Origin of the sequence: Bradyrhizobium sp. (assembly GCF_036735945.1) — a bacterium.
GTDB lineage: Bacteria > Pseudomonadota > Alphaproteobacteria > Rhizobiales > Xanthobacteraceae > Bradyrhizobium.
Map to the genome: position 1 here is coordinate 60,642 of NZ_DAINNI010000015.1, position 26,464 is coordinate 87,105.

General features: G+C 65.5%; 24 protein-coding genes. 19 read left to right on the forward strand and 5 right to left on the reverse strand.

Annotated features, from left to right (window positions below; all coding sequences use genetic code 11):
• Positions 1-2 precede the first annotated feature (2 nt).
• The 6 genes from V7E26_RS08055 to ccoS are packed head-to-tail and all read left to right on the forward strand — an operon-like array spanning position 3 to position 4,617.
• Positions 3-182 (forward strand): cbb3-type cytochrome oxidase subunit 3, encoded by a 180-nt coding sequence (locus V7E26_RS08055; RefSeq protein ID WP_442893363.1) that lies wholly within the window; start codon positions 3-5, stop codon positions 180-182.
• Positions 173-1,054, forward strand: coding sequence for a cytochrome-c oxidase, cbb3-type subunit III (gene ccoP, locus V7E26_RS08060; RefSeq protein WP_324414911.1), 882 nt, complete (start codon positions 173-175; stop codon positions 1,052-1,054). The genes V7E26_RS08055 and ccoP overlap by 10 nt, the downstream gene beginning before the upstream one ends.
• Positions 1,051-1,269, forward strand: a complete 219-nt coding sequence (locus V7E26_RS08065) for a hypothetical protein (RefSeq protein WP_324414912.1) — start codon at positions 1,051-1,053, stop codon at positions 1,267-1,269. Before ccoP ends, V7E26_RS08065 begins: the two co-directional genes overlap by 4 nt.
• 18 nt (positions 1,270-1,287) lie before the next feature.
• Positions 1,288-2,082 carry a DUF2189 domain-containing protein gene (locus V7E26_RS08070; protein ID WP_324414913.1) on the forward strand — a complete coding sequence of 265 codons (795 nt, stop codon included), beginning with the start codon at positions 1,288-1,290 and terminating at the stop codon, positions 2,080-2,082.
• A gap of 25 nt (positions 2,083-2,107) precedes the next feature.
• Positions 2,108-4,378 carry a heavy metal translocating P-type ATPase gene (locus V7E26_RS08075; RefSeq protein WP_324414914.1) on the forward strand — a complete coding sequence of 757 codons (2,271 nt, stop codon included), beginning with the start codon at positions 2,108-2,110 and terminating at the stop codon, positions 4,376-4,378.
• The gene (gene ccoS, locus V7E26_RS08080) at positions 4,375-4,617 is read left to right on the forward strand and encodes a cbb3-type cytochrome oxidase assembly protein CcoS (protein WP_324414915.1); all 243 of its coding nucleotides are present in this window, start codon (positions 4,375-4,377) and stop codon (positions 4,615-4,617) included. The genes V7E26_RS08075 and ccoS overlap by 4 nt, the downstream gene beginning before the upstream one ends.
• Positions 4,618-4,657: 40 nt before the next feature.
• On the opposite strand, the gene V7E26_RS08085 is transcribed toward ccoS, so the two are convergent.
• Positions 4,658-6,880 carry a transglycosylase domain-containing protein gene (locus V7E26_RS08085; RefSeq protein ID WP_324414916.1) on the reverse strand — a complete coding sequence of 741 codons (2,223 nt, stop codon included), beginning with the start codon at positions 6,878-6,880 and terminating at the stop codon, positions 4,658-4,660.
• 146 nt (positions 6,881-7,026) lie between these two features.
• On the opposite strand from V7E26_RS08085, the gene V7E26_RS08090 reads away from it, so the two are divergent.
• Complete coding sequence (locus tag V7E26_RS08090) at positions 7,027-7,452, forward strand: DUF1330 domain-containing protein (RefSeq protein ID WP_324414917.1); 426 nt, start codon at positions 7,027-7,029, stop codon at positions 7,450-7,452.
• A 90-nt stretch (positions 7,453-7,542) separates the two neighbouring features.
• Here the strand turns inward: V7E26_RS08090 and V7E26_RS08095 are convergent, their stop codons facing one another.
• Positions 7,543-8,769, reverse strand: a complete 1,227-nt coding sequence (locus tag V7E26_RS08095) for an ABC transporter substrate-binding protein (RefSeq protein ID WP_324414918.1) — start codon at positions 8,767-8,769, stop codon at positions 7,543-7,545.
• A 292-nt stretch (positions 8,770-9,061) separates the two neighbouring features.
• On the opposite strand from V7E26_RS08095, the gene V7E26_RS08100 reads away from it, so the two are divergent.
• Positions 9,062-9,571: a methylated-DNA--[protein]-cysteine S-methyltransferase gene (locus tag V7E26_RS08100; protein ID WP_442893364.1), complete on the forward strand. Its 510-nt coding sequence runs from the start codon at positions 9,062-9,064 to the stop codon at positions 9,569-9,571.
• A 115-nt stretch (positions 9,572-9,686) separates the two neighbouring features.
• Here the strand turns inward: V7E26_RS08100 and V7E26_RS08105 are convergent, their stop codons facing one another.
• Positions 9,687-12,482, reverse strand: coding sequence for a [protein-PII] uridylyltransferase (locus tag V7E26_RS08105; RefSeq protein ID WP_324414920.1), 2,796 nt, complete (start codon positions 12,480-12,482; stop codon positions 9,687-9,689).
• Between the two features lie 192 nt (positions 12,483-12,674).
• Between V7E26_RS08105 and V7E26_RS08110 the strand changes: the two genes are divergently transcribed.
• The 6 genes from V7E26_RS08110 (at position 12,675) to V7E26_RS08135 (ending at position 17,766) form a co-directional block, all read left to right on the forward strand.
• The gene (locus V7E26_RS08110) at positions 12,675-13,649 is read left to right on the forward strand and encodes an aliphatic sulfonate ABC transporter substrate-binding protein (RefSeq protein WP_442893365.1); all 975 of its coding nucleotides are present in this window, start codon (positions 12,675-12,677) and stop codon (positions 13,647-13,649) included.
• Positions 13,650-13,847: 198 nt separating this feature from the next.
• Positions 13,848-14,705, forward strand: coding sequence for an ABC transporter permease (locus V7E26_RS08115; RefSeq protein ID WP_324414921.1), 858 nt, complete (start codon positions 13,848-13,850; stop codon positions 14,703-14,705).
• Positions 14,705-15,490 (forward strand): ABC transporter ATP-binding protein, encoded by a 786-nt coding sequence (locus V7E26_RS08120; protein ID WP_324414922.1) that lies wholly within the window; start codon positions 14,705-14,707, stop codon positions 15,488-15,490. Before V7E26_RS08115 ends, V7E26_RS08120 begins: the two co-directional genes overlap by 1 nt.
• Before the next feature lie 58 nt (positions 15,491-15,548).
• A complete protein-coding gene (locus tag V7E26_RS08125) occupies positions 15,549-16,058 on the forward strand; it encodes an OsmC family protein (RefSeq protein WP_324414923.1) in 510 nt (169 codons plus the stop codon).
• A 132-nt stretch (positions 16,059-16,190) separates the two neighbouring features.
• Positions 16,191-17,000 (forward strand): hypothetical protein, encoded by an 810-nt coding sequence (locus V7E26_RS08130; RefSeq protein WP_324414924.1) that lies wholly within the window; start codon positions 16,191-16,193, stop codon positions 16,998-17,000.
• Between the two features lie 58 nt (positions 17,001-17,058).
• Entirely contained in the window at positions 17,059-17,766 is a 708-nt protein-coding gene (locus V7E26_RS08135; RefSeq protein WP_324414925.1) for a GrlR family regulatory protein, read from the forward strand.
• Positions 17,767-17,864: 98 nt separating this feature from the next.
• Here the strand turns inward: V7E26_RS08135 and mutS are convergent, their stop codons facing one another.
• Positions 17,865-20,636 (reverse strand): DNA mismatch repair protein MutS, encoded by a 2,772-nt coding sequence (gene mutS, locus V7E26_RS08140; RefSeq protein ID WP_324414926.1) that lies wholly within the window; start codon positions 20,634-20,636, stop codon positions 17,865-17,867.
• 230 nt (positions 20,637-20,866) lie between these two features.
• On the opposite strand from mutS, the gene pcaF reads away from it, so the two are divergent.
• From pcaF to V7E26_RS08165, 5 genes are all read left to right on the forward strand, one after another.
• Positions 20,867-22,075 carry a 3-oxoadipyl-CoA thiolase gene (gene pcaF, locus V7E26_RS08145; RefSeq protein ID WP_324414927.1) on the forward strand — a complete coding sequence of 403 codons (1,209 nt, stop codon included), beginning with the start codon at positions 20,867-20,869 and terminating at the stop codon, positions 22,073-22,075.
• Between the two features lie 135 nt (positions 22,076-22,210).
• A complete protein-coding gene (gene pcaH, locus V7E26_RS08150) occupies positions 22,211-22,912 on the forward strand; it encodes a protocatechuate 3,4-dioxygenase subunit beta (protein ID WP_324414928.1) in 702 nt (233 codons plus the stop codon).
• On the forward strand, positions 22,913-23,518 hold the full coding sequence (gene pcaG / locus V7E26_RS08155; protein ID WP_324414929.1) for a protocatechuate 3,4-dioxygenase subunit alpha: 606 nt from the start codon (positions 22,913-22,915) through the stop codon (positions 23,516-23,518). It abuts the gene before it with no gap.
• Positions 23,519-23,540: 22 nt separating this feature from the next.
• On the forward strand, positions 23,541-24,413 hold the full coding sequence (locus V7E26_RS08160) for a shikimate dehydrogenase (RefSeq protein WP_324414930.1): 873 nt from the start codon (positions 23,541-23,543) through the stop codon (positions 24,411-24,413).
• A 37-nt stretch (positions 24,414-24,450) separates the two neighbouring features.
• Positions 24,451-25,401: a DMT family transporter gene (locus tag V7E26_RS08165; protein ID WP_324414931.1), complete on the forward strand. Its 951-nt coding sequence runs from the start codon at positions 24,451-24,453 to the stop codon at positions 25,399-25,401.
• On the opposite strand, the gene V7E26_RS08170 is transcribed toward V7E26_RS08165, so the two are convergent.
• Positions 25,383-26,464, reverse strand: a 1,082-nt coding sequence (locus tag V7E26_RS08170; RefSeq protein ID WP_324414932.1) for an MFS transporter, incomplete at its 5' end; no start/stop codon positions are given. The two genes, V7E26_RS08165 and V7E26_RS08170, sit on opposite strands and share 19 nt — an antisense overlap.

The following is a 26,464-nucleotide window of genomic DNA, read 5'->3' on the forward strand; positions in this document are numbered from 1 at the left end:
TCATGGACAATGATTTTGTGGTCTGGTTCGCGAAGTCATTCGGCCTGTTCTATCTGATTGCGCTTTCGATCGTCATCGTCGCCTACGCGTACTGGCCGTCGAACAAGAAGCGGTTCGACCACGCCGCGCAATCGGTTCTCGGCCACCCCGACGAGCCGCACAGGGATGAGCCATGGCGATAGAGGAACGCGATCCCTATACCGGCCACATGACCACCGGTCATGAATGGAACGGCATCAAGGAATTGAACACGCCGGTGCCCCGGCCGGTCTATTTCTTCCTGATTGTAACGGCGCTGTTCTCCGTCGTTTACTGGGTGCTGATGCCGGCATGGCCGCTCGGCGCAACCTACACCAAGGGCCTGCTCGGCATCGATCAGCGGGCCATTGTCAGCGAAAGCCTCAGGGAGGCCGCGGTCGACCGCGCCGCCTGGACCAAGCGGATCGAGACGGAGAGCTTCAAGGAAATCCAGGCCGATCCCCGGTTGATGGAAACGGTCCGGCAGACCGGCCGAACGCTGTTCGGCGACAATTGTTCGGTATGTCACGGATCGAAGGCGCAAGGCGGCAATGGATTTCCGAACCTGACGACGGCGTCATGGCTCTGGGGCGGCGACCCCGAAAGCATCGCGGAGACAATACGCGTCGGCATCAATTCCGCGCATCCGCAGAGCCGGACGTCGCAGATGATGGCCTTCGGACGCGATCAGTTGCTGAAAAAGGACGAGATCGACAGCGTCGTGAGTTACGTGCGCAGTCTTTCCGACCCTGCGGTGGCCAAGGACGTGCCGGCGGCAAGGATTGAGGCCGGCAAGGCCGTCTTCGCCGCCAATTGCGTTTCCTGTCATGGCGACGACGCCAAGGGCAATATCGAACTCGGCGCGCCGGACCTGACGGATCGGTTCTGGATCTACGGCGGCGATGCCGGCTCGATCCACACGACGGTGTGGGGCGGCCGGCAGGGCCACATGCCGAGCTGGGACGGGCGGCTCTCCCCGCTCGACCGCAAGATTCTGGCGCTCTATTTGTTTGACCTCCGCCGGAGCGGACAATGAACGGAGCCGACGCCGCGACGAAGCAGACCAGGACAAGGGCCATCGTTTGGCTCGCGGTCGGCGCCGGGCTGCTGCTGGTGCTGGCCGCCAACTCGCACCTCGTCTATGTGGCGGTCATGTCGCAACCGGACTGCGTGGCGCATGTGCGCCAGGGCGATGGCTCTGCGAAGGACGGAAAGTTCAGCGCGGCAAAGTCGTCATGCACGCCGCGGTGAGATAGCAGGAGACCGATGATGACGACGCCGATACCTGCCGTTGTTCCACCGCTGGCGCGAGATCCGATCTGGAAGCGAAACCTCGCTCCCGCGGCCGCCCTGGACTGGCTTGCGGCCGGCTGGCGCGACTTCACGATCTATCCGGCAGCCAGCATCAGCTATGGGATCATGGTGTTTCTGGTCTCCATCATCACGGTCATCGGCCTGTTCGCGCTCCGTTTCGACTACATCCTGCTCCCGGCGTTTTCCGGCTTCATGGTCGTCGGCCCCGTGATCGGAATCGGGCTTTACGAGAAGAGCCGGCGCATCGCGGAAGGCAGGCCTGTCACGCTGTGGCAGATGATCTTCGTCAAGCCCGAGTCGGGCGGCCAGATATTGTTCGCCGGCGTGCTGCTTTTCCTGCTGACGCTGTTGTGGATGCGCGCCGCCATCATCGTCTACGCGCTGTTCTTCGGCCTGCGACCGTTTCCCGGCCTCGACCACATCATTCCCATGCTGTTCACGACTGCGACCGGCTGGGCGATGCTGGTGGTGGGCAGCGCGATCGGCGGGCTGTTCGCGGCGTTTGCATTTGCGATCAGCGCCTTCTCCATCCCGATGCTACTGTCCGAGCGTACCGATGCATTGACCGCCATGGGCACCAGCATGGCGCTGGTCTGGAATAATCTGCCTGTCATGTTGACCTGGGCGGCGATCATGCTGGCGCTGATTGTCGTCGGCATCGTCACCGGGCTTTTGGGAATGATCGTGATTTTCCCGGTGCTGGGACACGGAAGCTGGCACGCGTACCGGGCGATGCGACCTCAGGGTTGATGCGCGGCACCTGGAGTTGTTGCCGATGGGTTGTTGCGGCCCCGATGCGAGATTGACGGCGCTGCCGGATGCGCGCGCGTCCAGCGAGGAAGTGCTGCTGGCCAGCCGTATCGTGGGCGACGGCTTGCGCCAGACCGATCTGTCGGTTCCCGCAATGCATTGCGGAGCGTGCATTCGCACGATCGAGAAGGCGCTCGGCGAACTCGCCGGCGTGGAAAGCGCCCGTGTCAATCTTTCGAGCAAACGCGTCACCGTCCGCTGGTACGCCGACGGAACTCCGCCGCCGCTGATCGAGACGCTCGAACACGCCGGCTTCCAGGCACATCTGTTCGAGTTCGAACCCGACAGCGGGGACGGCGAGCGATCGGAACTTGTCCGCGCGCTCGCGGTCTCTGGCTTCGCCGCCAGCAACATCATGCTGCTTTCGGTGTCGGTCTGGGCCGGAGCCGAAGCCGAGACCCGCAATCTGTTTCATTGGCTGTCGGCCCTCATCGCGCTGCCCGCGCTGGCCTATTCCGGCCGGATATTCTTCCGGTCGGCCTGGCAGGCCGTGAGGCACGGGCGCACCAACATGGATGTGCCGATCTCCGTCGGCGTGCTGCTGGCCTTCGGCATGAGCTTCTACGAAACGATCGTTCACGGCCCGCACGCCTATTTCGATGCGGCGATCTCGCTGCTGTTCGTTCTGCTGGTCGGGCGCACGCTCGACCGCATGGTGCGCGAACGCGCCCGGCTTGCCGTAAACGGGCTGGCGCGGCTCTCTGCACGCGGCGCATTCGTGCTGCGGCAGGATGGCACGCAGCTTTACCTCCCGACGAACGAGATTCGAGCCGGGATGACTATTCAGCTCGCGGCTGGCGATCGCGTGCCCGTCGATGCAACGGTTGCAAGGGGGACATCGGAGATCGACGTCTCGCTGGTGTCGGGAGAGCACGCGCCGGTGCGGGTGGCGGCCGGCTCAGTCCTGCGGGCGGGGACGCTAAATCTGACCGGGCCTCTCACCATTGTCGCGGCCGCGACTGCGGACGATTCGTTTCTCGGCGAGATGATGCGGATGATGGAAGCCGCCGAGCAGGGGCGCTCCGGCTACCGGCGTATTTCGGACCGCGCCGCGGGCCTCTATGCGCCGGCGGTTCACCTGACGGCACTCCTGACGTTTGCGGGCTGGCTTGTCGCGACCGCCGACGTGCATCATGCGCTGACAATAGCGATTGCCGTGCTGATCATCACCTGCCCTTGCGCGCTCGGCCTCGCCGTACCGATGGTTCAGGTGGTTGCGGCCCGCAGGCTGTTCGAGGCCGGCATCATGGTGAAGGACGGTGGCGCGCTCGAGCGCCTCGCCGAAACCGACACGGTCCTCTTCGACAAGACCGGAACGCTGACGGTCGGCGTCCCGCGCCTGATCGGATCGTCCGACACGTCCCGTGAGATCACCGCAGTCGCCGCAGCATTGGCGTCGCATTCGCGCCATCCCTATTCGCGCGCGCTGGCCGAGGCCTCGAGCGACCTTCCCGCACCTCATGTTGCGTTCGATGAGATCTCCGAGCGTCCCGGGTATGGGCTCGAGGGGCGCTCGAGGTCGGCCGTCTACCGGCTCGGGCGGCCGGACTGGGCGCTTGCGGCTGAAGCAGGCTCGATGTCAGGCCACGAATCCGTCGTTCTTGCAAAGGACGGCAGGCGCCTGGCGGATTTTCGTTTCGAGGACCGGATGCGGGCGGATGCGGCCGCTGCGGTCGCCGGGCTGAAGGCGATCGGCTTTCAGGTGGAGGTGATCTCCGGCGATCGCGAAGCCGCGGTACGGCCGATCGCCGCGCAACTCGACGTTCCCTGGCTTGCCGCCGCGCTACCCGGCGACAAGATCGCGCGTATTGCCGCGCTTGAAGGTTCCGGCCGCAAGGTCCTGATGGTCGGCGACGGATTGAATGATGCACCGGCGCTGACGGCCGCCCATGCCTCGATGGCGCCCGCTTCAGCGGCAGACGTCGGACGCAACGCCGCCGATATGGTTTTCCTGCATGAGAGCCTGGCTGCCGTCCCGCTGGCGATCTCGATCGCACGAAGAGCCGGCCGCCTGGTCCGTCAGAACCTCGCGCTTGCGGTCATCTACAATGTCGTCGCCGTGCCGATCGCGATCCTGGGCCATGTGACGCCGCTGATCGCGGCAGTGGCGATGTCGGGATCGTCCATTCTGGTTGTCGCCAACGCGCTTCGCCTTGAGCGCGGACAAGCAGCCGCCCCAAGCGCCGCCGGCGCTGCGCCGCTTGCGGCCAAGGCCGCGATGGAGGCCGCGGAATGAAGGACTATTTTTATCTGATCCCCATCGCGCTTGCCCTCGGCCTCTCCGGTCTCGCGGCCTTCCTGTGGTCGCTCAAGACCGGGCAATATGATGATCTGGAAGGCGCAGCCGTCCGCATCCTGCAGGAAGACGACGTTCCGATCCGAACGAAGTCCGAGCCGCGACGTGCCGACCATCGGCCGGCTGCCGCATCGCGTGAGACCTGTTCGAACGGATCGTCCCCGCGCCAGACCCAATAGGCGCCGCTGCGGTCCGATCCGACTGCGGTTCAGCGGGGCGTCAGCGCCCAAGCACCCGATCCATCAGCCAACCATCCAATCCGGAAGCGGCTTCGGGCCGCACATTTGGATTTGGCGGCGGCGCTGAGGTGCGCGCCGGCTGAGGGCGATACGCCCCGGCAGGAACGGGCGCTGACGGCGCCGGCGCCGTGCTGGCCTGCGACGCGGTCTGGAACAGGTTCGACATGAAGCCGCCGCGCGGCGCGTTCGGCAGGCTCGCCACCGGCACGCCTTGATGGGCGGTGCGCATGAAGCGGGTCCACACTTCCACCGGCAGGCCGCCGCCGGTCGCCTTCTTCGTCGGGGAATTGTCGTCATTGCCGAGCCAGACGCCGGTGACGAGTTTGGCGGTATAGCCGATGAACCAGGCGTCGCGGAAATCCTGGCTGGTGCCGGTCTTGCCGGCGGCCATCCAGCCCGGAATCTCCGCCTTGCGCGCGGTGCCGGACAAGAGCGTCTCCTGCATCATCGTGTTCATCATCGCGACATAGCGCGGCTCGATCACCTGAGCGGGCTGATCCGGCTGGCGCGCATACAATAGCTTGCCCTCGCTGGTGCGGATCCTCGTCACGACATGCGGGGAGACCCCAAGCCCGCCATTGGCAAAGGGCGCATAGGCGCCGACCAGCTCGATGACGGAGACTTCCGAGGTGCCGAGCGCGATCGAGGGGTTGGCGTCGAGCTTCGAGGAGATGCCGAGCCGGTGCGCGGTCCGCACCACGTTCTTCGGCCCGACTTCGAGCCCGAGCCGCACCGCCACCGTGTTGAGCGACATCGCGAGCGCCTGCGTCAGCGTCACCGAGCCGAAATATTCATGGGTGTAGTTCTCGGGTCGCCAGCCCTTGAGGTCGAGCGGCGCGTCCTGGCGGATCGTGTCCGGCGTCAGGCCGCCCTCGATCGCGGTGAGAAAGACGAACGGCTTGAACGCCGAGCCGGGCTGGCGCTTGGCCGTGACCGCGCGGTTGAACTGGCTCTCGGCATAGTTCCGCCCGCCGACCATGGCGCGCACCGCGCCGTCGGGCGTCATCGCCACCAGCGCGCCCTGGGTGACGTTGAACTTCACGCTCTTGGCCGCGAGTTCGTCGATGACAGCGGCTTCCGCCGTGCTTTGCAGTTTTGGATCGATCGTGGTCTCGACCACGATGCTCTGGTCGATCTGGCCGACGAGGTCGTCGAGCACTTCGCCGATCCAGTCGGCAACGTAGTTGACGGTGCCGGCGCCGACCGGCTTCACATTGTAGGAGGGATGGCCGATCGAGGCCTTGGCCTGCGCGTCGGTGATGAACCTGGCATCCGCCATGGCCGCGAGCACGATCTGGGCGCGCGCCTCCGCGCCTTCCGGATTGCGGTTCGGCGCTAGCCGCGACGGCGATTTGACGAGGCCGGCCAGCATCGCCGCTTCCGCGACCGTGACGTTCTTTGCCGATTTGCCGAAATAACGCTGCGACGCGGCCTCGACGCCATAGGCGCCGGAGCCGAAATAGACGCGGTTGAGATAGAGCTCGAGAATTTCGTTCTTGGAATGCTTGCGCTCCAGCCACAGCGCGAGCTCCACTTCCTGCAGCTTGCGCGCCATCGTCCGTTCCTGGGTCAGGAACAGGTTTTTCGCGAGTTGCTGCGTCAGCGTCGAGCCGCCCTGCGAGACGCCGCGATGCATGACGTTGGTGACGAGCGCACGCGCGATGCCGACGGGGTCGACGCCGTAATGCGAATAGAAGCGGCGATCCTCGATGGCGATGAACGCCTTCGGCAGATAGGGCGGCAGGTCCTTCAGCGCGACATTGGAGCCGGGCGCTTCGCCGCGCGAGGCCAGCAGGCTGCCGTCGAGGCCGACGATCTGAATGGTCGGCGGGCGCTTTGGAATTTCCAGCGACTGGATCGCCGGCAGATGCGCGCCGACCCAGACCACGACGCCGACCACCGCGATCACGGCCCAGAGGCCGAGCACCGCGCCCCAATAGACCAGCCGACCGATCCGGATACGGCTGCGTGCCTTGCCGCGCCGCTTGGCGCCGCTTTTGGCCGCGCGCGGCTTGCGCTCGCGCGGCGGCGGATCGTCGTCCTCGTCCTCGATCTTGCGCTTGGCCACCGGCTTCTTCGGTTTCTCGTCGTCTGCCGCGTCAGGGATGCGATCGCCGGGCGAGAGGCGCAGGTCCGCCAGCGCGGCCGGAAGCCCGAACAGCGGCTCCTTGCGTGCGCCGCTCTTTTTCCGTCCCCACGCCATGACACACGCCGCTCATACCCGTCCTGCCGCACGCTACCGGCGGCTGTTTAAGGCTCGGTTACGGAAAGGTTAATACGGGATTAGGAGGTGCGGCGGGGCGTGCTAGCATCGCCCCAAACCGCACTGTTCCCGGAGGAATTTCTGAGATGGGCCACGTCGATCCGACCAAAGAAGTATTCGCGCAGTTCCGGGCCAATGACCGTCCGGGTCCGATCCACATGCTCAACCTCGTCCGGCTGCGCGCGCTTGCCGCCTATCCCGACGGCCGCAAGGCGACCGGTGCGGAAGCCTATGCCGCCTATGGCCGCGAGAGCGGCCCGGTGTTCGAACGGCTCGGCGGCCGCATCGTCTGGCAGGGAAGGTTCGAACTGATGCTGATCGGGCCGCAGGAGGAGCGCTGGGATCATTGCTTCATCGCCGAATATCCAGGCGTCGCCGCCTTCGCCGAGATGATCCGCGATCCCGTCTACCGCGAGGCGGTCAAGCACCGCCAGGCCGCGGTGGAGGATTCCCGCCTGATCCGCCACGCCGTGCTGCCGATCGGCAAGACGTTCGGTGAGATACCGGCGTAACGCCCGCCGTGCGCGACCGACAAAAAACCGGCGGCCCCGAAGGGCCGCCGGTCGCTTCTTCCGCCGATCGTTCCCGTTGGCTCGCCGGGCCTAGCCCGCCGGGCCGGCATCCTCGAGGATCGGGCCGAACAGCTCCCAGCGCTCGCCGTTGAACTTCATCATCTGAAGCTGCTTGTTGACGCGGTAGTCGGTCGGCGAGGTGTTGATCTTCATGCCGGGCAGGCCGATGTCGAGCACGACATCCTTCAGGTTGGCGGCCTGCCGCATCACGTTCTCACGGGTCAGATCGTCGCCGCACTGCTTGAGTACCTGCACCAGCAGCTGCGCCGTCGAATAGCCGTACGTATTCACCGTGTTCATCTTGTCGCCTTCCGGGAAGTACTTCGTCATGAAGTCGAGGTACTTCTTCAGGCCCGGATCGTCCTTCCAGGTCGGATCGGCCGGATCCTTGCCGTACTGGACGCTGATCACGCCCTTCGATGCTTCGAGGCCGGCGGGCTGCAGCGTGGCGCTCACCGGGCTCGCATTGATGTCGACGATATGGACCGGCTTCCAGCCAAGCTCGTGGATCTTGCGGATCGCCTGCGCCGCCTGCTTCGGCGTCGACGCGCTGTAGAACAGGTCGGCCCCGGCGTCCTTGATTTTCAGCACCTGCGAATCGATGGTGGGATCGGAGACCTCGTAGGAGGCTTCGGCCACGATCATCTTCGATGCCTTGTCGCCAAGGCCGGCCTTCAGCCCGTTGCTGTAATCCTTACCGAGATCGTCGTTCTGATAGAGGATGCCGATCTTGGCGTTCGGATATTCCTTCAGGATGAACTGGCCGTAGATCTTGCCCTCGACGAAATAGTTCGGGTTGTAGCCCATCGTCCAGGGGAAGTTCTTGGGATCGGTGAACTTGGAGGCGCCGGTGGCGGCGAACAGCTGCGGCACCTTCTTGGTGTTGAGATACTTCTGCACGGCAGCGTTGGCCGCGGTGCCGATGACCTGGAAGGTCAGGAGGACCTCGTCGCCTTCCACCAGCTTGCGGATCTGCTCGACCGTCTTCGGCGGCGAATAGGCGTCGTCATACTGGATCAGGTTGATCTTGCGGCCGTTGATGCCGCCCTGATCGTTGATCATCTTCATGTAGGCAGCCTGCGTCTTGCCGATATTGGCATACACCGAATAGGCGCCGGAGAACGGCACGGTCTGGCCGATCTTGATCTCGGTGTCGCTCGCGCCGGTATCGTATTTCTTCTGCGCGGAGGCGGTCGAGACCGACAGCGCAAGCGCCAGCGCCGTGCCGGCGGCCAGATGGAAAATACCCTTCCTCATAATACTGCGTTCCTCCATGGATTTATGATTGAGCTGACGGACTTGGCCGGGCTCAAACGAGCCCGGCAAACACATCGCTGCCGCAATAGTGACGGAAGCCATGTTGCAATGCAAGGCGGGTCGCGCATGGCGATCACGGATCGGGTTCCCCGCACCGCAGTCCAAATCCTCACGCCAGCCGTTGGCGATGAAAATCATGTGCGGTCCCCCAACCGGCGGCGGAATTCGGGTGGATGCTAGCACGAGGCGGGTGAAAAATACCGGCGCTTGCCGCGATGCTCAGGGGATGCCGATGCCAGAGACCTTCAACCTCGACTGCCTGCCGACGCCGATCGGCACGGCGCTGCTCGTCACCGACGCCGACGGCCGGCTTCGCGCGCTCGACTGGGAAGATTATGAGCCTCGCATGCGGCAGTTGCTGCGCCTGCAATGCGGCGCGGTGAAATTGCACAATGCGCCGGCGCCGCGCGATCTGCGCACGGCACTAACAGGCTATTTCAAGGGCGACCTCGACCGTCTCGGCGCGATCCAATGGCGCGTCGCCGGCACGCCGTTCCAGCAGAAGGTCTGGAACGCGCTGCCGAAAATTGCGGCGGGCACCACGCTGAGCTACGGCGCGCTGGCGGCCATGATTGGCGTGCCGCGCGCGGTTCGCGCCCTCGGTCACGCCAACGGCTCGAACCCGATCAGCGTCGTGCTGCCCTGTCACCGCCTGATCGGCGCCGACGGTTCGCTGGTGAAATATGGCGGCGGTATCGAGCGCAAGCGCTGGCTGCTCCGGCACGAGGGCGTGGCGGTGTGAAGTGTCGTCATTGCGAGGAGCGCAGCGACGAAGCAATCCATCCATCCGTTATGCCGCGAGATGGATTGCTTCGCTTCGCTCGCAATGACGAGGAGAGAGCGGGGGCGCGCGTAACTCACGCCGCCGGCTGAGCGACGGTATCCTCGGCGGAGAGCAGATGAAGCAGTGCGCTCTTGATCGCGGCCTGGCGGGTCGGCGCGGTGATCTGGGCGCCGAGCAGGTCGGTGACGTAGAACACGTCGCGGGCGCGTTCGCCGAAGGTCGCGACATGCGCCGACGCGATGTTGAGGTTGAGCTTCGAGATCGATGTCGTCAGTTGATACAACAGGCCCGGACGGTCGAGGCCTGAAACCTCGATCACGGTATAGCGGTCCGACCACTGGTTGTTGATGATGACCTCGGGCTCGACGGCGAAGGCGCGCACCTTGCCGCGGTTGGCGGCCTTGCGCGCCACCACTTCGGGCAGCCGCAACTTGCCCTCGAGCACCTGCTCGATCATTTCGCCGATCCGGGTGGCGCGCCGCCCCTCGTCCTCGTCGCGGTCATATTCCCTCGATATCGCGATGGTGTCGAGCGCGCGGCCGTCGGTGGTGGTGTAGATCTGCGCGTCGACGATGTTGGCTCCCGCGGAGGCGCAGGCGCCCGCGATGATCGACAGCAGCCAGGGATGGTCGGTTGCGAGGATCGTCAGCTCGGTGACGCCGCGCGCCTCGTCGAAGCCGACATTGATCGCGAGCTGGTGCCCGGCCTGTTCGCTGGCCCGGATGAAGCGGGCCTGGCGAATCTTGCGCTGCAGGTCGACCTTGAGCCAGTAGGCCGGATAATGCCGGCCGATATAGGCGTTGAGATCGGCCTCGGGCCACTCGTTGAAGGCGGCGCGGAATTCGGACTGCGCCACCGCGATGCGCTGCGCGCGGTTCACTTCCGAGAAGCCGCCGGTCAGGACCGGCTCGGTTTCGTAATACAGCGTGCGCATCAACTGCGCCTTCCAGCCGTTCCAGACGCCGGGGCCGACGCCCCTGATGTCGGCAGTGGTCAGGATGGTCAGAAGCTTCATCTGCTCGACCGACTGCACCACGGCGGCGAAATTCTCGATCGTCTTGCGGTCCGAGAGATCGCGCGACTGCGCCACGGTGGACATCGTCAGATGTTCCTCGATCAGCCAGGCCACGAGCTCGGTGTCGGCGGTGTTGAAGCCGAACCGTGGGCACAGCCGTCGCGCCACCCTGGCGCCTGCGATCGAATGGTCTTCCGGGCGGCCCTTGGCGACATCATGCAGCAGCGTTGCGATGTAGATCACCGCGCGGTGCTCGGGCTGGATCTTGCGGAACAGGTCGCTCGCCACCACGAACTCGTCGATGCCGCCGCGCTCGATGTCCTGCAGGAAGCCGATGCAGCGGATCAGGTGCTCGTCCACCGTATAGTGATGGTACATGTTGAACTGCATCATCGACACGATCTTGCCGAAGGCGCGGATGAAGTGACCGAGCACGCCGGTCTCGTTCATCCGCCGCAGCACGGTCTCGGCATTGTCTGATGTCAGGATCTCCATGAAGAGTTGGTTGGCTTCCGGACTCTCGCGAAGCTGGGTGTTCACCAGCTTCAGCGAGCGCGTCACCGTGCGCATCGCATCGGGGTGGAAGGCGAGGTTGTTCTTCTGCGCCAGGCGGAAGATCCGGATCAAATTGACCGGATCGTGCTTGAAGACGTCGGGCGCGGCGAGGTTGATGCGGTTGTTGTCGATGATGAAGTCGTCGCTGTCGGGCACCCGCCGACGCGTGGCGCCCGGCCGCAGCCGCGCCACCATCCGGCTCAGCACCGGCGCAGGCTTGGCCTGCTCGTCCTCCAGCTTGGCGCACAGGATCGCGGTGAGATCGCCGACGTCCTTGGCGATCAGGAAGTAGTGCTTCATGAAGCGCTCGACGTCCTGCATGCCGGGATGCGAGGTGTAGCCGAGGCGCACCGCGATCTCGCGCTGCATGTCGAACGACAGCCGCTCCTCGGCGCGGCCCGAGACGAAATGCAGATTGCAGCGCACCGACCACAGGAAGTCGGCGCAGCGGCGGAAGGTGCGGTATTCCTGCGCGTCGAACACGCCGCGCTCCACCAGCTCGTCGGTTTCGCGCACGCGGTAGACATATTTGGCGATCCAGAACAGCGTGTGGAGATCGCGCAGTCCGCCCTTGCCGTCCTTGACGTTGGGCTCGACGAGGTAGCGCGACTGGCCGGCGCGGCGATGACGCTCCTCGCGTTCGGCCAGCTTGGCGGTGACGAATTCGGAAGCCGTGCCCTGCACCACGTCCCTGTCGAAGCGGGCGACCAGTTCGCCATAGAGCGGTTGGTCGCCGGTGAGGAACCGCGTCTCCAGGATCGCGGTGCGGATCGTCATGTCGCCACGCGCCTGGCGAATGCATTCGTCGACCGAGCGCGTGGCGTGGCCGACCTTCAATCCCATGTCCCACAGGCAATAGAGAATGGCCTCGGCGACCTGCTCGCCCCAGGCGGTTTGCTTGTAGGGCAGGATGAACAGCAGATCGATGTCGGATTCCGGCGCCATCAGGCCGCGGCCGTAACCGCCGGTGGCGACCACGGCCATGCGTTCGGCGCCCGAGGGCACGTGCGAGCGATAGAGATGCCGCGTGGCGGCGGAATAGAGGATGCGGATGATCTCGTCCTGCATGAAGCAGAGCCGCTCCGCGCAGCGGCGGCCGTGGCGATCCTTCAGCAATATCGCCTGCGCGGTGGCGCGCGCCGCGATCATCTCGGCCTTGAGCAACTGCGCCAACGCCGAGCGAAACGCGTCCTCGCGGCCGGCATGCTTTTCGGCAAGGGCATCGACCGCCGCGGTGATCCGCGCGGTATCGAAACGGTCATCCTCCCCCGCGGGGGCATCGGTCACGATGGTGTCCATTTCTATCCGATAACGGACGGCACAGAGGCTGTCACGGTGGATTGTAGGGCAGCAGCACGTCTATGCTGAATTCTGGTGCGTTTGAGCAAGACTTTGCTCGCGGGGTCTGTCCCGGCGGTGCGTATTTTCTGGTTGCGCGATGCCATAACATATTGAAATAAAAGAGCGTTTCCGGGACAAGGGGAGGGCGCGATGCCCAGCATGACAAGACGCATATTCGCCGCTGCCATCGCGGCTTCGACTTTGCTGCCGGGCGCGGCCTTCGCCGCCGACGCGCTCAAGGAAATTCGCATCGACTGGGCGACCTACAATCCGGTGTCGATGGTCCTCAAGCAGAAGGGACTGCTGGAGAAGGAATTCGCCAAGGACGGCATCAGCGTCGTCTGGGTGCAGTCGGCCGGTTCCAACAAGGCGCTCGAATTCCTCAATGCCGGCTCGATCGATTTCGGTTCGACCGCGGGCTCGGCGGCGCTGGTCGCCAAGATCAACGGCAACCCGATCAAGTCGATCTACGTCTATTCGCGCCCCGAATGGACCGCGCTGGTGACGTCGAAGGATTCCAAGATCGCTTCCGTGGCCGACCTCAAGGGCAAGCGCGTCGCGGTGACGCGCGGCACCGATCCGCACATCTTCCTGGTGCGCGCGCTGCTCGGCGCCGGCCTCACCGAAAAGGACATCACGCCGGTATTGCTGCAGCATGCCGACGGCAAGACCGCGCTGATCCGCGGCGACGTCGACGCCTGGGCCGGCCTCGATCCGATGATGGCGCAGGCCGAAGTCGAGGAGGGCGCAAAACTGTTCTTCCGCAAGGCGGACGCCAACACCTGGGGCATCCTCAATGTGCGCGAGCAGTTCCTGAAGGACTATCCCGACGCCGTCCGCCGCGTGCTCGCGGTGTACGAGGAGGCGCGCAAATATTCGCTCGCCAACTACGACGACCTCAAGAAGACCTTCATCGGCGTGACCAGGCTGCCGGATGCCGTCGTCGACAAGCAGCTCAAGGAACGCACCGAACTGACCCACAGCCGCATCGGCGCGCCGCAGCGCGAGTCGATCCTCGCCGCGGGCCTCGCGCTGCAGCAGGCCGGCGTCGTCGACGCCAAGGTCGACGTCAAGGCGACGCTCGACGCCCTGATCGACGACCAGGTCCCGCTGCCGACGAATTGACTTCGTCCGTAGCCCGGATGGAGCGAAGCGCAATCCGGGACTGGTCTTTCGGCTCGCAAGAATCCCGGGTTTCGCTTCGCTGCACCCGGGCTACAAGTTGTCGTGGTTATGGCTACCACTGCCTTCGCGGGGACGACGAATGGATAGAGCCACGGCACACCCGCCACCTTGCAATCCGGTGCGAGACGCGTTCTTGCTATGACTATGTCTGTTGAACTTCCTGCTACCCTCGATCAACCGGAAGCCGCGCGTGCCGCGCCGCCGTCGTCTGCGCGGTTGCGGCGCTATGCGCGGCCGGCGCTCGGGCTGTTGCTGCCGGTCGGGCTCGCGCTGCTCTGGGAAGTCTGGGTCTGGCTCGGCTATTCCAACGGCCGCCTGGTGCCGCCACCGACCAGGATTTTCGCCACCGTGATGGAATTGGCGAAAAGCGGTGAACTGTCGCGCCATATCATAACGACGGTGGCGCGCGTGGCGGCGGGCTTCGGTCTCGGCGTCGTCGCCGGAACCATCCTCGGCGCCGTCTCCGGCTATTGGGGGCTGGCGCGGCAACTGCTCGATCCGACCGTGCAGGCGCTGCGCGCGATTCCCTCGATTGCCTGGGTGCCGCTGTTCATCCTGTGGCTCGGCATTTTCGAGACGTCGAAGATCGCGCTGATCGCAGTCGGGGTGTTCTTCCCGGTCTATCTCGGCGTGATGGGCGCGATCCTCGCCGTCGACCGCAAGATCGTCGAGGTCGGCCGCGTCTTCCGCCTTTCCGGTCCGGCGATGATCCGCCGCATCCTGTTGCCCGCGGTGCTGCCGGCCTATGTCGTCGCGCTGCGCGTCGGCCTCGGTCTGGGCTGGATGTTCGTCGTCGCCGCCGAGTTCATGGGCGCCTCGGAAGGACTTGGCTATCTCCTGATCGACGGCCAGCAGCTCGGCAAGCCGGCGCAGATCGTGGCGGCGATCGTGATCTTCGCGATCCTCGGCAAGACCACCGACTGGCTGATCGAAATCGCCGCCGCGCCGCTGTTGCGCTGGCAGGATGCGTTCGGCCGCCAGGGTGGAGGCGCCTGATGCTCGCGATGGACAAGGTCGGCAAGACCTATCCCAATGGCGTTCACGCGCTGGAGCGGTTCTCCGCCGAGATCCGGCCCGGCGAGATCGTCGCCATCATCGGCGGCTCCGGCTGCGGAAAATCCACGCTGCTGCGCGCCATCGCCGGCCTCGACCGCGCCACCACGGGAACGGTGACGCTGGACGATGCCACCATCACCGCGCCGCACGCCAAGATCGGCATCATCTTCCAGGAGCCGCGGCTGCTGCCCTGGCTCAGCGTCGCCGACAATATCGGCTTCGGCCTGTCGGATCTGCCTGCGGATGTCAGACGGGAGAAGGTCGCCCGTGCGCTGGCGCGGGTCGGCCTTGCCGATAAGGCCAAGGCGTGGCCGCGCGAACTCTCCGGCGGGCAGGCGCAGCGGGTGGCGATCGCGCGTGCGCTGGTGCCGCAGCCCGAAGTGCTGCTGCTCGACGAGCCGTTCTCCGCGCTCGACGCCTTCACGCGGCGCGACCTGCAGGATCACCTGCTCGACCTCTGGAACGACACGCGGCCGACGCTGATCCTGGTGACGCACGACGTTGACGAGGCCGTGGTGCTGGCGGACAGGGTGCTGGTGATGCGGCCGCGGCCGGGCCGGCTGTTCGAGGTGATCAGGATCAATCTGACGCGGCCGCGCGACCGCGCATCGCCCTTGTTCGAGAATTTCAAGCGCCATGTGCTGACATCGCTCGATCGCTCGCTCGACCGCAATGTGCCCGACGCCGATCCAAAAACGATGGCGGGCGAGGCGATGTGGTGGTGACAGCGGGACATTTTCGCACTAAATCCGGCTGGGCAATAAGAATAACCGGGAGACGAAAATGGACGCCGCCGAACTCCGCGCGATGCAGGCCCCGATCAAGGAACGTTACAAGACCGATCCTTCCGCCGCCGTCATTACGCTGAAGGCCAAGGGCTCGATCGACAATGAAGGCATCGCCTGCAAGGTCGAGACCGGCCGCGCGCTGGCGGTCGCAGGCCTCCATCCCGCCACCGGCGGCTCCGGGCTGGAGCTCTGCTCCGGCGACATGCTGCTCGAGGCGCTGGTCGCCTGTGCCGGCGTCACGCTGAAATCGGTCGCCACCGCCGTCGAAGTGCCGCTCAAGACCGGCCTCGTCATCGCCGAGGGCGACCTCGATTTTCGCGGCACGCTCGGCGTCGACAAGGAGGCCCCGGTCGGCTTCGAGGAAATCCGCCTGCGCTTCGAGGTCGGCACCGACGCCCCGCAGGACAAGCTCGATTTGCTGCTCAAGCTCACCGAACGCTACTGCGTGGTCTACCAGACCATCAAGAACGGCCCGAAGGTCTCGGTGTCGATGAAGCGGGTCTAACTCGATGTCGTTCCTGCGAAAGCAGGGACCCATAACCACCAACGTCAGCGGGTGCGGGAAGTATCGATCCGCACCGCCCAAAATCGATACGCCGCAGCGTATGGGTCCCTGCGTTCGCAGGGACGACAGCAAATGTCCCCCGAACTCGCCTTCATCCTCACGCTCGGCCTGCGCATGGCGATAACAGCGGCGTTCGTGGTGACGGCCTCCATCATCACGGAGCGATCCGGCCCGGTGATCGGCGCGCTGGTGGCGACGTTGCCGATCTCGGCGGGGCCATCCTACGTCTTCCTCGCGCTCGACCATGACGCCGCCTTCATCGCCGAGGGCGCGCTGGCGAGCCTGCCGATCAACGCGGCGACGATCTTCCTCGGCCTCACTTACGTCGTGCTGGCGCAGCGCCATGGCGCGCTGGTCAGTTGCGTTGCGGCGGTCGCCGTCTGGTTCGGGCTCGCCGCGATCATCCGCTCGGTGCAGTGGTCGCTCGCCGACGGCCTGATCGTCAACGCCATCGCGTTCGGCATCTGCGTGCCGCTGCTCGCGCGCTATCGTCACGCCAGGATGCCGCCGATCCGGCGCCGCTGGTACGACATCCCGCTGCGGGCCTCGCTGGTCGCGACGCTGGTCGCAACCGTGGTCACGACGTCGAGCTGGGTCGGCCCCAAGGTCAGCGGCATGATCGCGCTGTTCCCGATCGTGTTCACCTCGATGATGCTGATCCTGCATCCCCGCATCGGCGGGCCGCCGACCGCCGCCGTGCTCGCCAACAGCGCCTGGGGCCTGATAGGATTGGGCATCGCGATCGCGGTGCTCCATGTCGCGGCATTGCAGTTCGGCTCGGCGATCGGGCTCAGCCTTGCGCTGGCGACATGCGTCGGGTGGAACCTGAGCCTGTGGTGGCTCGGGCGCAGGAAGGTCGCACGCGCCAAGCCGCAAGTTTGATGGTTACCGACTGCGACGAGACCCGCTAAGCTGGCACGCGACAAAACCGGGGCGCGCGGTGGAGGGATTGTACAAGGTCGAGTACGACATCAGCGGCGGCACCGGCCGCAGCGTGCTGTACGCCCATGCCGGAACAATGCTCGGCGGCAACACCGCATTCGCCCATTTCGGCACCTACGATCATGTGGACGGCGAAATCATCGCCCGCTTGCGGACCCGGCGTCACAGCCCGTCGCCGCACCGGAGGATGCTGGTCAGCGCCGACCGGGTCACGATCAGCATACGCGGCAGGCCGCAGGGCGATGTCTGGCACTTCGCGGGCCGCGTCGAGGAAGACGCCGGCTCGGTATTCCGCGCGGTCATGACGCCGCTCGGCAATGATGACATGCCGCCGCCGGGAAGGATCGGCGAAGGCGGCATCGTCAGCGGGCTCTACTCGATCGACATAAGGATGCTGGACGGCATCGCCGGCGGGCAGACCGGCGTGATGCTGCTGGAGGACGGCCGCATCCTCGGCGGCGACGCGTTCTTCTATTATCTCGGCGCCTACACCTCCTCAAACGGCCGCTGGAAGGGCGAGTTCGTCAATCAGGAGCATACCCCGGCAAAGGATGAGCATCCGCTGTTCGGCGGACATGAAGTCGGAATTGGCTTCTCCGGCCGCTGCAGTGCCGAGGGTGCGGAGATCGAGGCGACCGCACTGGTCGGCAAGCGCAGCATCCGCTTCGCAGCGACGCTGAAATTGATTCAGCCCTTCGCCGGGTGACAGACTTCGTAGCCCGGATGGAGCGGAGCGAAATCCGGGGATGGCTGACGACGCACGAGATTCCCGGATTGCGCTCCGCTCCATCCGGGCTACGGATTTCACTTTCCCTTCGGCAGCTTCGCCTTCAGCGCATACAGCGCCTCCAGCGCCTCGCGCGGCGACATCTCGTCGGGATGCAGCGCCTTGACGGCTTCCATCATCAGCTCGGCCTCGCTCGGCGGCGCGGGTTCGGCGGCGGCGCGGGAGGGGACGGCGAACAGCGGCAGATCGTCGGCGAGGGCCCGCGCCGTCTGGCCGCGGTCCTGCGCCTCGAGTTTCGCCAGCACCGATTTGGCGCGGGCGATCACGGCGGGCGGCAGACCTGCGAGCTTGGCGACCTGGATGCCGTAGGAGCGGTCGGCGGAGCCCGGCAACACCTCGTGAAGGAATACGACGTCGCCCTGCCATTCCTTGACGCGCACGGTAGCGTTGAACATCCGCGGCAGCCTGGCCGAAAGCGCGGTCAGCTCATGATAATGCGTGGCGAACAGCGCGCGGCAGCGGTTGGCTTCGTGCAGATGCTCGATCGCGGCCCATGCGATCGACAAGCCATCGAAGGTCGCGGTGCCGCGGCCGATCTCGTCGAGGATCACCAGCGAGCGCTCGCTGGCCTGGTTGAGGATCACGGCGGTCTCGACCATCTCGACCATGAAGGTCGAACGTCCGCGCGCGAGATCGTCCGCGGCGCCAACGCGTGAGAACAGGCGATCGACGACGCCGATCCGCGCGCGCGAGGCCGGCACGTAGGAGCCGATCTGCGCCATCAGCGCGATCAACGCGTTCTGGCGCAGGAAGGTCGATTTGCCCGCCATGTTCGGACCCGTGATCAGCCAGATCTGGCCAGCCCCCACCCTACCCTCCCCCGCACGCGGGGGAGGGTAGGGTGGGGGTACCGGCGAGAGATCGCAGGCATTGGCAATGAACGGCTGGCCGTCGCGCTTCAACGCCTGCTCCACCACGGGATGCCGGCCACCCTCGACCGCGAAGCCGAGCGAGCCGTCGACCTCGGGCCGCACGTAATTGTCGTCGACCGCAAGCTTCGCCAGCGACGTCGCGACGTCGAGCATGGCAAAGGCATGCGCCGCGGCGCGCAGATCGTCGCTGGCGGCCAGCGCCATGGCGCAAAGCCGCTCGAAGATTTCCAGTTCCAGGTTCAGCGCGCGGTCGCCGGCATTGGCGATCTTGGCTTCGGTCTCGCCGAGCTCGGCGGTGGTGAAACGAACCTGGCCCGCCAGTGTCTGGCGATGGATGAAGGTGGCATTCAGCGGCGGCGCCATCAGCCGGTCGCCGTGCTGCGCCGTGACCTCGACGAAATAGCCGAGCACGTTGTTGTGGCGGATCTTGAGCGCCTTGATGCCGGTGTCCTCGGCGTAGCGCGCCTGCATCGCGGCGACGACAAGGCGGGAGGCGTCGCGCAAATTCCGGCTCTCGTCGAGCGCGGCCTCATAGCCTTCGCGGATGAAGCCGCCGTCGCGCTTGACCAGCGGCAGTTGCTCGGCAAGCGCGCGTTCGAACTCGCGCGCGAGATCGCGGGAGGGGCGGCGCAGCGCCTCCATCACGGCGATGATTTCGGCCGGCGGCGCCTCCAGCCGCGCGAGGCGGGCCAGCGCCTGGTCGGCGGCAAGGATGCCGTCGCGCAAGGCTGCGAGGTCGCGCGGGCCGCCGCGCCCCACCGACAACCGCGCCAGCGCCCGCGACATGTCGGGGGCGGCGCGCAACGTGGACCTGATATCGTCGCGCGCGGCGCTGTCGGCAACGAATGTCGCAATCGCATCCAGCCGCCGCGCGATAGAAGCGCTATCGGTCAGCGGCGCGGCGAGGCGTTGCGCCAAAAGCCGCGAGCCGGCGGCGGTCACCGTGCAGTCGATCGCATCAAGCAGCGATCCGCGCCGTTCCCCGCCGAGCGTGCGGGTCAGTTCGAGGTTGGCGCGGGTGGCGGGGTCGATCGCCATCGTGGTGCCGGCGGCCTCGCGCGAAGGCGGCGACAGCGGCGGGCGCTTTCCGACCTGGGTGCGGTCGATATAGGTGACGGCGGCGGCCGCCGCGGTGGCCTCCAGCCGCGACATCGCGGAGAGGCCATCCATGGTCGCGACCGCGAAATAGTCGCACAGCCGCCGCTCGGCCGTGGCGCCGTCGAAGACGTCGCGCGTCAGCGGCGTCACCGACGGCAGTTCGCGCAGCAGCGGGCCGAGATCGGCATCGCCATAGAGTGCGTCGGTGACGATGACCTCGTTCGGATTGATCCGCGCCAGCGTCGCGGCGAGCTCCACTGTTGCGCATTCCGTCACCATGAATTCCGACGTGGAGATGTCGATCCAGGCAAGCCCGATGCGGTCGCCGCCGGACGAGCCGCGGGCGCGCGCGATCGCGAGCAGGTAATTGTTGGTGCGGGCATCGAGCAGCGTGTCTTCGGTCAGCGTGCCCGGCGTCACCAGCCGCACCACGCCGCGGGCGACCACGCTCTTGTTGCCGCGGGCGCGCGCGGCGGCAGGATTCTCGGTCTGCTCGCAGACGGCAACGCGGTGGCCGGCATTGATCAGCCGGTGCAGATAGTCCTCGGAGCGCTCCACCGGAACGCCGCACATCGGGATATCCATGCCCTGATGCTTGCCGCGCCTGGTCAGCACGATGCCGAGTGCCTTCGAGGCGATCTCGGCGTCCTCGAAGAACAACTCGTAGAAATCGCCCATCCGGTAGAACAGCAGGAGCCCGGGATGGCCGGCCTTGATCTCGAGATACTGTTCCATCATCGGCGTGACGCGCGATGTGGCGTCGGGTGCCGGCGTGGCTTCGGGGGGCGCAGGGGCGGGGATCGGTTGCTGGATCGTCATTGCGGCGCAAACTACCGAATTTCGCCTCCGGGTCCTATCGCCGTACCTGCGTTGTCAGAGTTTTCCACGCTTGGGAAATTCGGCTGATGATATGCCTCGGCATGGCGGCCTCCCGCGAAAGCATGCAGAGGAAACGATGCCTCAATTGACCTGCCGCGGGCACGCTCCTAAAACTCGCAACAGTTCCAAATGGGTCAACGCCTAAACCACGGCATTCAGGGAGAGATTCTATGCGTGATGTATTCATTTGCGATGCCGTCCGGACTCCGATCGGCCGTTTCGGCGGCTCGCTCGCCAAGGTGCGCGCCGACGATCTGGCCGCGGCCCCGATCAAGGCGCTGATGGCGAAACATCCGAATCTCGACTGGTCGCAGGTGGATGAGGTGTTCTTCGGCTGCGCGAACCAGGCCGGCGAGGACAACCGCAACGTGGCGCGGATGGCACTGTTGCTCGCGGGCATGCCTGATTCGGTTCCCGGCCAGACGCTGAACCGCCTCTGCGCATCCGGCCTCGATGCGGTCGGCGCCGCGGGCCGGGCGATCCGCGCCGGCGAGATTGAGTTTGCGATTGCCGGCGGCGTCGAATCGATGACCCGCGCGCCGTTCGTGATGGGCAAGGCGCCGGAAGCCTTCGCCCGCTCGGCCGATATCTACGACACCACGATCGGCTGGCGCTTCATCAATCCCCTGATGAAGGCGCAGTACGGCGTCGATGCGATGCCGGAGACCGGCGAGAACGTCGCCGAGGAATTCCAGGTGTCGCGCGCCGACCAGGACGCGATGGCGATCCGCTCGCAGCAGCGCGCGGGAGCGGCGATTGCGTCGGGCTATTTCGCCGAGGAGATCACGCCGATCCAGGTGCCCGGCGGCAAGGCCGGCCCGATCACCGTCGACAAGGACGAGCATCCGCGGCCCGAGACCACGCTCGAAGGATTGGCCAAGCTGAAGCCGATCGTGCGCAATCCCGGCACGGTGACGGCCGGCAACGCCTCCGGCGTCAATGACGGCGCGGCGGCGATGATCCTCGCCTCGGAGGCCGCCGTGAAGAAGCACGGCTTGACGCCGCGGGCGCGCATCCTCGGCCTCGCTTCGGCCGCGGTGCCGCCGCGCATCATGGGCATCGGTCCGGTGCCGGCGACGAAGAAGCTGATGGAACGGCTCGGCATCAAGATCTCCGACTTCGATTTGATCGAGCTCAATGAAGCCTTCGCCTCGCAGGGCATAGCCTGCCTGCGGCAACTGGGTGTCAAGGACGACGCCGACTTCGTCAATCCGCATGGCGGCGCGATCGCGCTCGGCCATCCGCTCGGCATGAGCGGCGCGCGGCTGGCGCTGACGGCGGTGCACGGCATGGAGAAGCGGGGCGGCAAGCTTGCCCTGGCAACCATGTGCGTCGGCGTCGGCCAGGGCGTCGCGGTCGCCATCGAAAAGGTCAATTAAAACAGCTATTTGGGCGAATGAAAAAGCAGCGCTTTCCCAGATTAGTTATGTCATATAATGATCTGGCGGCGCGCTGGGCGACAAGGTCGCAAAGCGATGTTGCGCTGATCGCGCGGTGCGAGGGAGGAGTTCGTCATGACATTGGTCTACCCAGTGCAAAGTCTCGTGGCGCATCCACCGCGGCTGTCTCCCGGCTACAAGAGCACGGTCAAGCGCTCGCCCACCAAGCCGCTGATTCCGATGCGGCACACGCTGTCGGAATTGACCGGACCGGTTTACGGCCACGAGACCGTGCGCGAAGGCGATCACGACCTCACCATCCACGGCAAGAAAGAGCCGATCGGCGAGCGCATCATCGTGCACGGCCATGTGCTCGATGAGGACGGCCGCGGCGTCCCGAATGCACTGGTCGAACTGTGGCAGGCCAATTCCTGCGGCCGCTACGTCCATGTCGTCGATCAGCATCCCGCGCCGCTCGATCCCAACTTCACCGGCGCCGGTCGCGCGCAAACCGATGCGCAAGGCTATTACCGCTTCGTCACCATCAAGCCCGGCGCATATCCCTGGGGCAATCACCACAACGCCTGGCGTCCCGCGCATATTCACTTCTCGGTGTTCGGCTATTCGTTCGTGTCGCGTCTGGTGACGCAGATGTATTTCCCTGGCGATCCGCTGTTTCCGTTCGATCCGATCTTCAATTCGGTCACCGACGAGAAGGCGCGCAACCGGATGATCTCCTCGTTCGATCTTGAGAACACCAAGCCGGATTGGGCGCTGTGCTATCGCTTCAACATTGTGCTGCGCGGGCGCAACGCCACCCCGATGGAGAACAAGTAAGTGTCACAGGCCAAGCCGGACGGGATCACCCCGTCTCAGACCGTCGGTCCCTATTTCGCCTACGGCCTGACGCCGGGCGGCAAGTACGACTGGAACGATGCCTTCGGCAGCACTCTGGTCACGCCAGATACCTCGGGCGAGCGCATCCGCGTCGAGGGAACGGTGTTCGACGGCGACGGCGTGCCCGTCGTCGATTGCATGCTGGAGATCTGGCAGGCGGACGCGCAGGGCCGCTTCTCCGACCCGCAGGACAAGCGGGCGCTGCCGAACTCGACCTTCAAGGGGTTTGGCCGCATCGGCACCGACGCGAAGGGCGGCTTCGCCTTCGACACCATCAAGCCGGGGCAGGTCGCTGATCCCGACGGCAAGGCGCAGGCGCCGCATATCGTGATCGCGGTTTATGCCCGCGGCATGCTGCTGCACCTCTATTCTCGGATCTATTTCGACGGCGAGGCCGCCAATTCAGCGGATCCGGTGCTGGCGCTGGTCCCGGCCGACCGGCGCGCGACGCTGATCGCGAGGCGGCAGCCCGGAAACGGCAATCCGGTCTATCGGTTCGACATCCACCTGCAGGGCGACCAGGAGACGGTGTTCTTCGACGTCTGATGTGGCCGTGGGGCATGGCGCGATGGATAGATCTGCGATCCCGGCCCGAACAAAATTCCTGATCGGGCTGATCGGTGCGCCCATCGCGCAATCAGCGGCGCCGGCCATGCATGAGCAGGCCGGCGACGCCCTTGGCGTTCGCTGCCATTATCAACTGATCGAGGTCGCCGGCGCCGATGCAGCAGGCTTGCGCACATTGCTCGACGGCATCAGGCGCATTGGCTTCGCCGGCGTGAACGTCACCTTTCCGTACAAGGAAGCGGTGGTCCCCTTGCTCGACGAAATGTCGGCACGGGCGCGGGATATCGGCGCGGTCAACACCGTCGTTGTCAGCGACGGACGGCTGATCGGACATAACACCGACACCACCGGCTTCGAACGGGCTGTCGCCGATCTTGTCGCTGCTTCCAACCGCGGCGCCGTGGCGTTGATCGGAGCCGGCGGTGTCGGCAAGGCGATCGCATTCGCGCTCGCCAGTCTCGGCGTTATCGGCCTCGGCATCTTCGATGCTGACAGGGGCAAGGCCGAACGGTTGGCGATGCAATTGCGCGACCGCATGAATGCGTGGGTTGCCGATGACATCGCGGATGCGATGCGCGGCGCGGTCGGCGTGGTCAATGCAACGCCGGTCGGCATGTTGCCGGATCGCGGCATGGCTGTGCCGGAAGCGCTGTTGAGCCGTGATCTGTGGGTGGCCGACGCGGTCTATACGCCGCTGTGGACGCCGCTCCTGACGGCAGCAAGGGCAAAGGGCGCCAGACTCATGACCGGGCGCGAACTCGCGATCTATCAGGCCGCCGACGCGTTCGAGCTGTTCACCGGATTGAAGCCGCCGGTCGAGGCCATCCAGAATGCGTTCGACGCCGTGATGGCAAGCCGATACCCTGCCGCGTGACCAATATCGCTTCGGTCTTGCAGGCTTTGAATTTCACATGATCGACCCCAGGGAAGCCGGCAAAACGGGTGAAGTGCTGGGACTGCTCGGCTTCCTGCTGGTCGCGACCGCGCAGGTCTCCAACATGATCCTGGCGCGCGGCGTCGCCGGAACCGTGCCGCCGTTCTCGATCGCGTTCTTTCGCTGGAGCATCGTGGCGCTCGGCCTTCTGCCGCTCATCGTGATGGCCTTGCGGGAAAAGCGCGGCGTGCTGAAGGGGCAGACGCTCGGGATCGTGATGGCAGGCTTTCTCGGCATGTTCGTCTGCGGCGGCCCGGTCTATCTCGCCGGCGTCACGACCTCGGCGATCAATCTCTCGCTGATCATGGCGCTCGCGCCGCTCGCGGTGTTGCTTTACTCGTTCGTATCGGGGCAGGAGCCGATCCATCGAAGCCAGATCATCGGCATGCTGCTGTCGCTGGCCGGCGCGGGCTTGATCATTACCAGAGGCAATGCCGAAATCGGGGCCGGTGTGGTGAAGGGCGATCTGCTCGCATTGATGGCGATGCTGGCCTGGGCGGGCTACACCCTGCTGCAGAACCGCGTCGGCAGCGCCGTGAGTTTTCTGGCGAGGATCGGCCTGTTCGCTGCAGCCGGCGCGCTGTTCTCGTTGCCCTTCGCTATCAATGAAATGTGGTCTGCGCCATCGGCCGCGTTCAGCGGCCGCGCGGCGCTGGTCTATCTGTTCGCCGGTCTTGTCCCCGGGCTGTTCGCCTATGCGGCCTATGCCTATCTTGGCGCGAAGTTCGGCGCGGTGTCGACGTCGCTCAGCCTCTATCTCGGGCCGATCGTCAGCGCCGTGCTGTCGATCCTGTTTCTCGGCGAGGCACCGACCGCGATCCATCTGATCGGCGGCGCGCTGTCGCTCGGCGGCATGTGGTTGAGCCTGCAGGCCAAGCAGGCGGGGCGAAATAGAGGCTGCGTGGCGCGCTATTCCATTACCGCATGATCGGGCGCGGCCGATTGCGCGCGCAGCGCAGCCTTGCTTGAGCCGATCAGGATCGCGAGCGGGATGGCGCAGGCGGTGAAGATCATCACGAGCTGGTAGTCGTGCGAGAACGCGATGATCTGCGCCTGTACCTTGACCATCAGGTCGGCCATGGCGCGGCCCTTGTCGGTGGCGAGATCGATCATGTCGCGCACGACGGGCATCTGCAGGGCGTGATTGAACGGGTTGATGTGCTCCGACAGCACCGCGTAGGTGTAGCGCGAGCCCTGCGTCAGTTGCGCGATCACGAGCGATATCCCGATCGAACTGGCGACGTTGCGCATCAGGGTCAGCATCGAGGTGCCGTCGGTACGCAGGTGATTGGGCAGCGTCAGGAATGCCACGGTGGAGAGCGGCACGAAGACGAGGCCGAAGCCAAAGCCCTGGACCACGCTGACGACCACGATCTCGGTTGCACCGGTCTGGTCGGTCCAGCCGGTCATGTAGAACAGCGACGCGCAGGTGATGCTGAGTCCGGAGACGATCAGCGTCCGTGCCTCGATATAACGCATCATGCGACCGACCAGCATCATCGCCACGAAGGTGCCGCAGCCGCGGCTCGCCAGCAAAAGGCCGGCGGTGATGATGGGATAGCCGATCACGTTCTGCAGGAACGGCGAGGAAAGCGCCATGGTCGAAAACAGCACCAGGCCCATCACGGCCATGAACACGCAGCCGCTGACGAAATTCTTGTCCTTGAACAGCGCGAACTGGATGAACGGGTGATCGGTCGTCAGCGAATGCGCCAGGAAATAATAGAAGCCGATGCCGGCGACGATGAATTCGGCGATGATCTCGTTGGATTCCAGCCAGCCGAGCTGCTCGCCGCGGTCGAGCGCAAGCTGCAGCGAGCCGATCGCGATTGCGAGCGCGGTGAAGCCGAGCCAGTCGAAGCGCAATTCGAGGTTCTTCCTGGTCTCGTCCATGAAGATGACGAGGCCGAGCACGGTGACGATGCCGAACGGCAAATTGACGAAGAACACCCAGTGCCAGGAATAGGTCTCGGTCAGCCAGGCGCCGAGCG

What these genes read in the sequence shown, in the direction of transcription:
- V7E26_RS08075 (WP_324414914.1), top strand. Translation starts at nt 2,108, where the DNA reads ATGGGTTGTTGCGGCCCCGATGCGAGATTGACGGCGCTGCCGGATGCG.
- V7E26_RS08160 (WP_324414930.1), top strand. Translation starts at nt 23,541, where the DNA reads ATGGATAGATCTGCGATCCCGGCCCGAACAAAATTCCTGATCGGGCTG.
- V7E26_RS08085 (WP_324414916.1), bottom strand. Translation starts at nt 6,880, where the DNA reads ATGGCGTGGGGACGGAAAAAGAGCGGCGCACGCAAGGAGCCGCTGTTC.
- V7E26_RS08070 (WP_324414913.1), top strand. Translation starts at nt 1,288, where the DNA reads ATGACGACGCCGATACCTGCCGTTGTTCCACCGCTGGCGCGAGATCCG.
- V7E26_RS08095 (WP_324414918.1), bottom strand. Translation starts at nt 8,769, where the DNA reads ATGAGGAAGGGTATTTTCCATCTGGCCGCCGGCACGGCGCTGGCGCTT.
- V7E26_RS08065 (WP_324414912.1), top strand. Translation starts at nt 1,051, where the DNA reads ATGAACGGAGCCGACGCCGCGACGAAGCAGACCAGGACAAGGGCCATC.
- V7E26_RS08110 (WP_442893365.1), top strand. Translation starts at nt 12,675, where the DNA reads ATGCCCAGCATGACAAGACGCATATTCGCCGCTGCCATCGCGGCTTCG.
- V7E26_RS08165 (WP_324414931.1), top strand. Translation starts at nt 24,451, where the DNA reads ATGATCGACCCCAGGGAAGCCGGCAAAACGGGTGAAGTGCTGGGACTG.
- pcaF (WP_324414927.1), top strand. Translation starts at nt 20,867, where the DNA reads ATGCGTGATGTATTCATTTGCGATGCCGTCCGGACTCCGATCGGCCGT.
- V7E26_RS08090 (WP_324414917.1), top strand. Translation starts at nt 7,027, where the DNA reads ATGGGCCACGTCGATCCGACCAAAGAAGTATTCGCGCAGTTCCGGGCC.
- pcaH (WP_324414928.1), top strand. Translation starts at nt 22,211, where the DNA reads ATGACATTGGTCTACCCAGTGCAAAGTCTCGTGGCGCATCCACCGCGG.
- V7E26_RS08125 (WP_324414923.1), top strand. Translation starts at nt 15,549, where the DNA reads ATGGACGCCGCCGAACTCCGCGCGATGCAGGCCCCGATCAAGGAACGT.
- V7E26_RS08115 (WP_324414921.1), top strand. Translation starts at nt 13,848, where the DNA reads ATGACTATGTCTGTTGAACTTCCTGCTACCCTCGATCAACCGGAAGCC.
- V7E26_RS08100 (WP_442893364.1), top strand. Translation starts at nt 9,062, where the DNA reads ATGCCAGAGACCTTCAACCTCGACTGCCTGCCGACGCCGATCGGCACG.
- ccoS (WP_324414915.1), top strand. Translation starts at nt 4,375, where the DNA reads ATGAAGGACTATTTTTATCTGATCCCCATCGCGCTTGCCCTCGGCCTC.
- ccoP (WP_324414911.1), top strand. Translation starts at nt 173, where the DNA reads ATGGCGATAGAGGAACGCGATCCCTATACCGGCCACATGACCACCGGT.
- mutS (WP_324414926.1), bottom strand. Translation starts at nt 20,636, where the DNA reads ATGACGATCCAGCAACCGATCCCCGCCCCTGCGCCCCCCGAAGCCACG.
- V7E26_RS08120 (WP_324414922.1), top strand. Translation starts at nt 14,705, where the DNA reads ATGCTCGCGATGGACAAGGTCGGCAAGACCTATCCCAATGGCGTTCAC.
- V7E26_RS08105 (WP_324414920.1), bottom strand. Translation starts at nt 12,482, where the DNA reads ATGGACACCATCGTGACCGATGCCCCCGCGGGGGAGGATGACCGTTTC.
- V7E26_RS08130 (WP_324414924.1), top strand. Translation starts at nt 16,191, where the DNA reads ATGTCCCCCGAACTCGCCTTCATCCTCACGCTCGGCCTGCGCATGGCG.
- V7E26_RS08055 (WP_442893363.1), top strand. Translation starts at nt 3, where the DNA reads ATGGACAATGATTTTGTGGTCTGGTTCGCGAAGTCATTCGGCCTGTTC.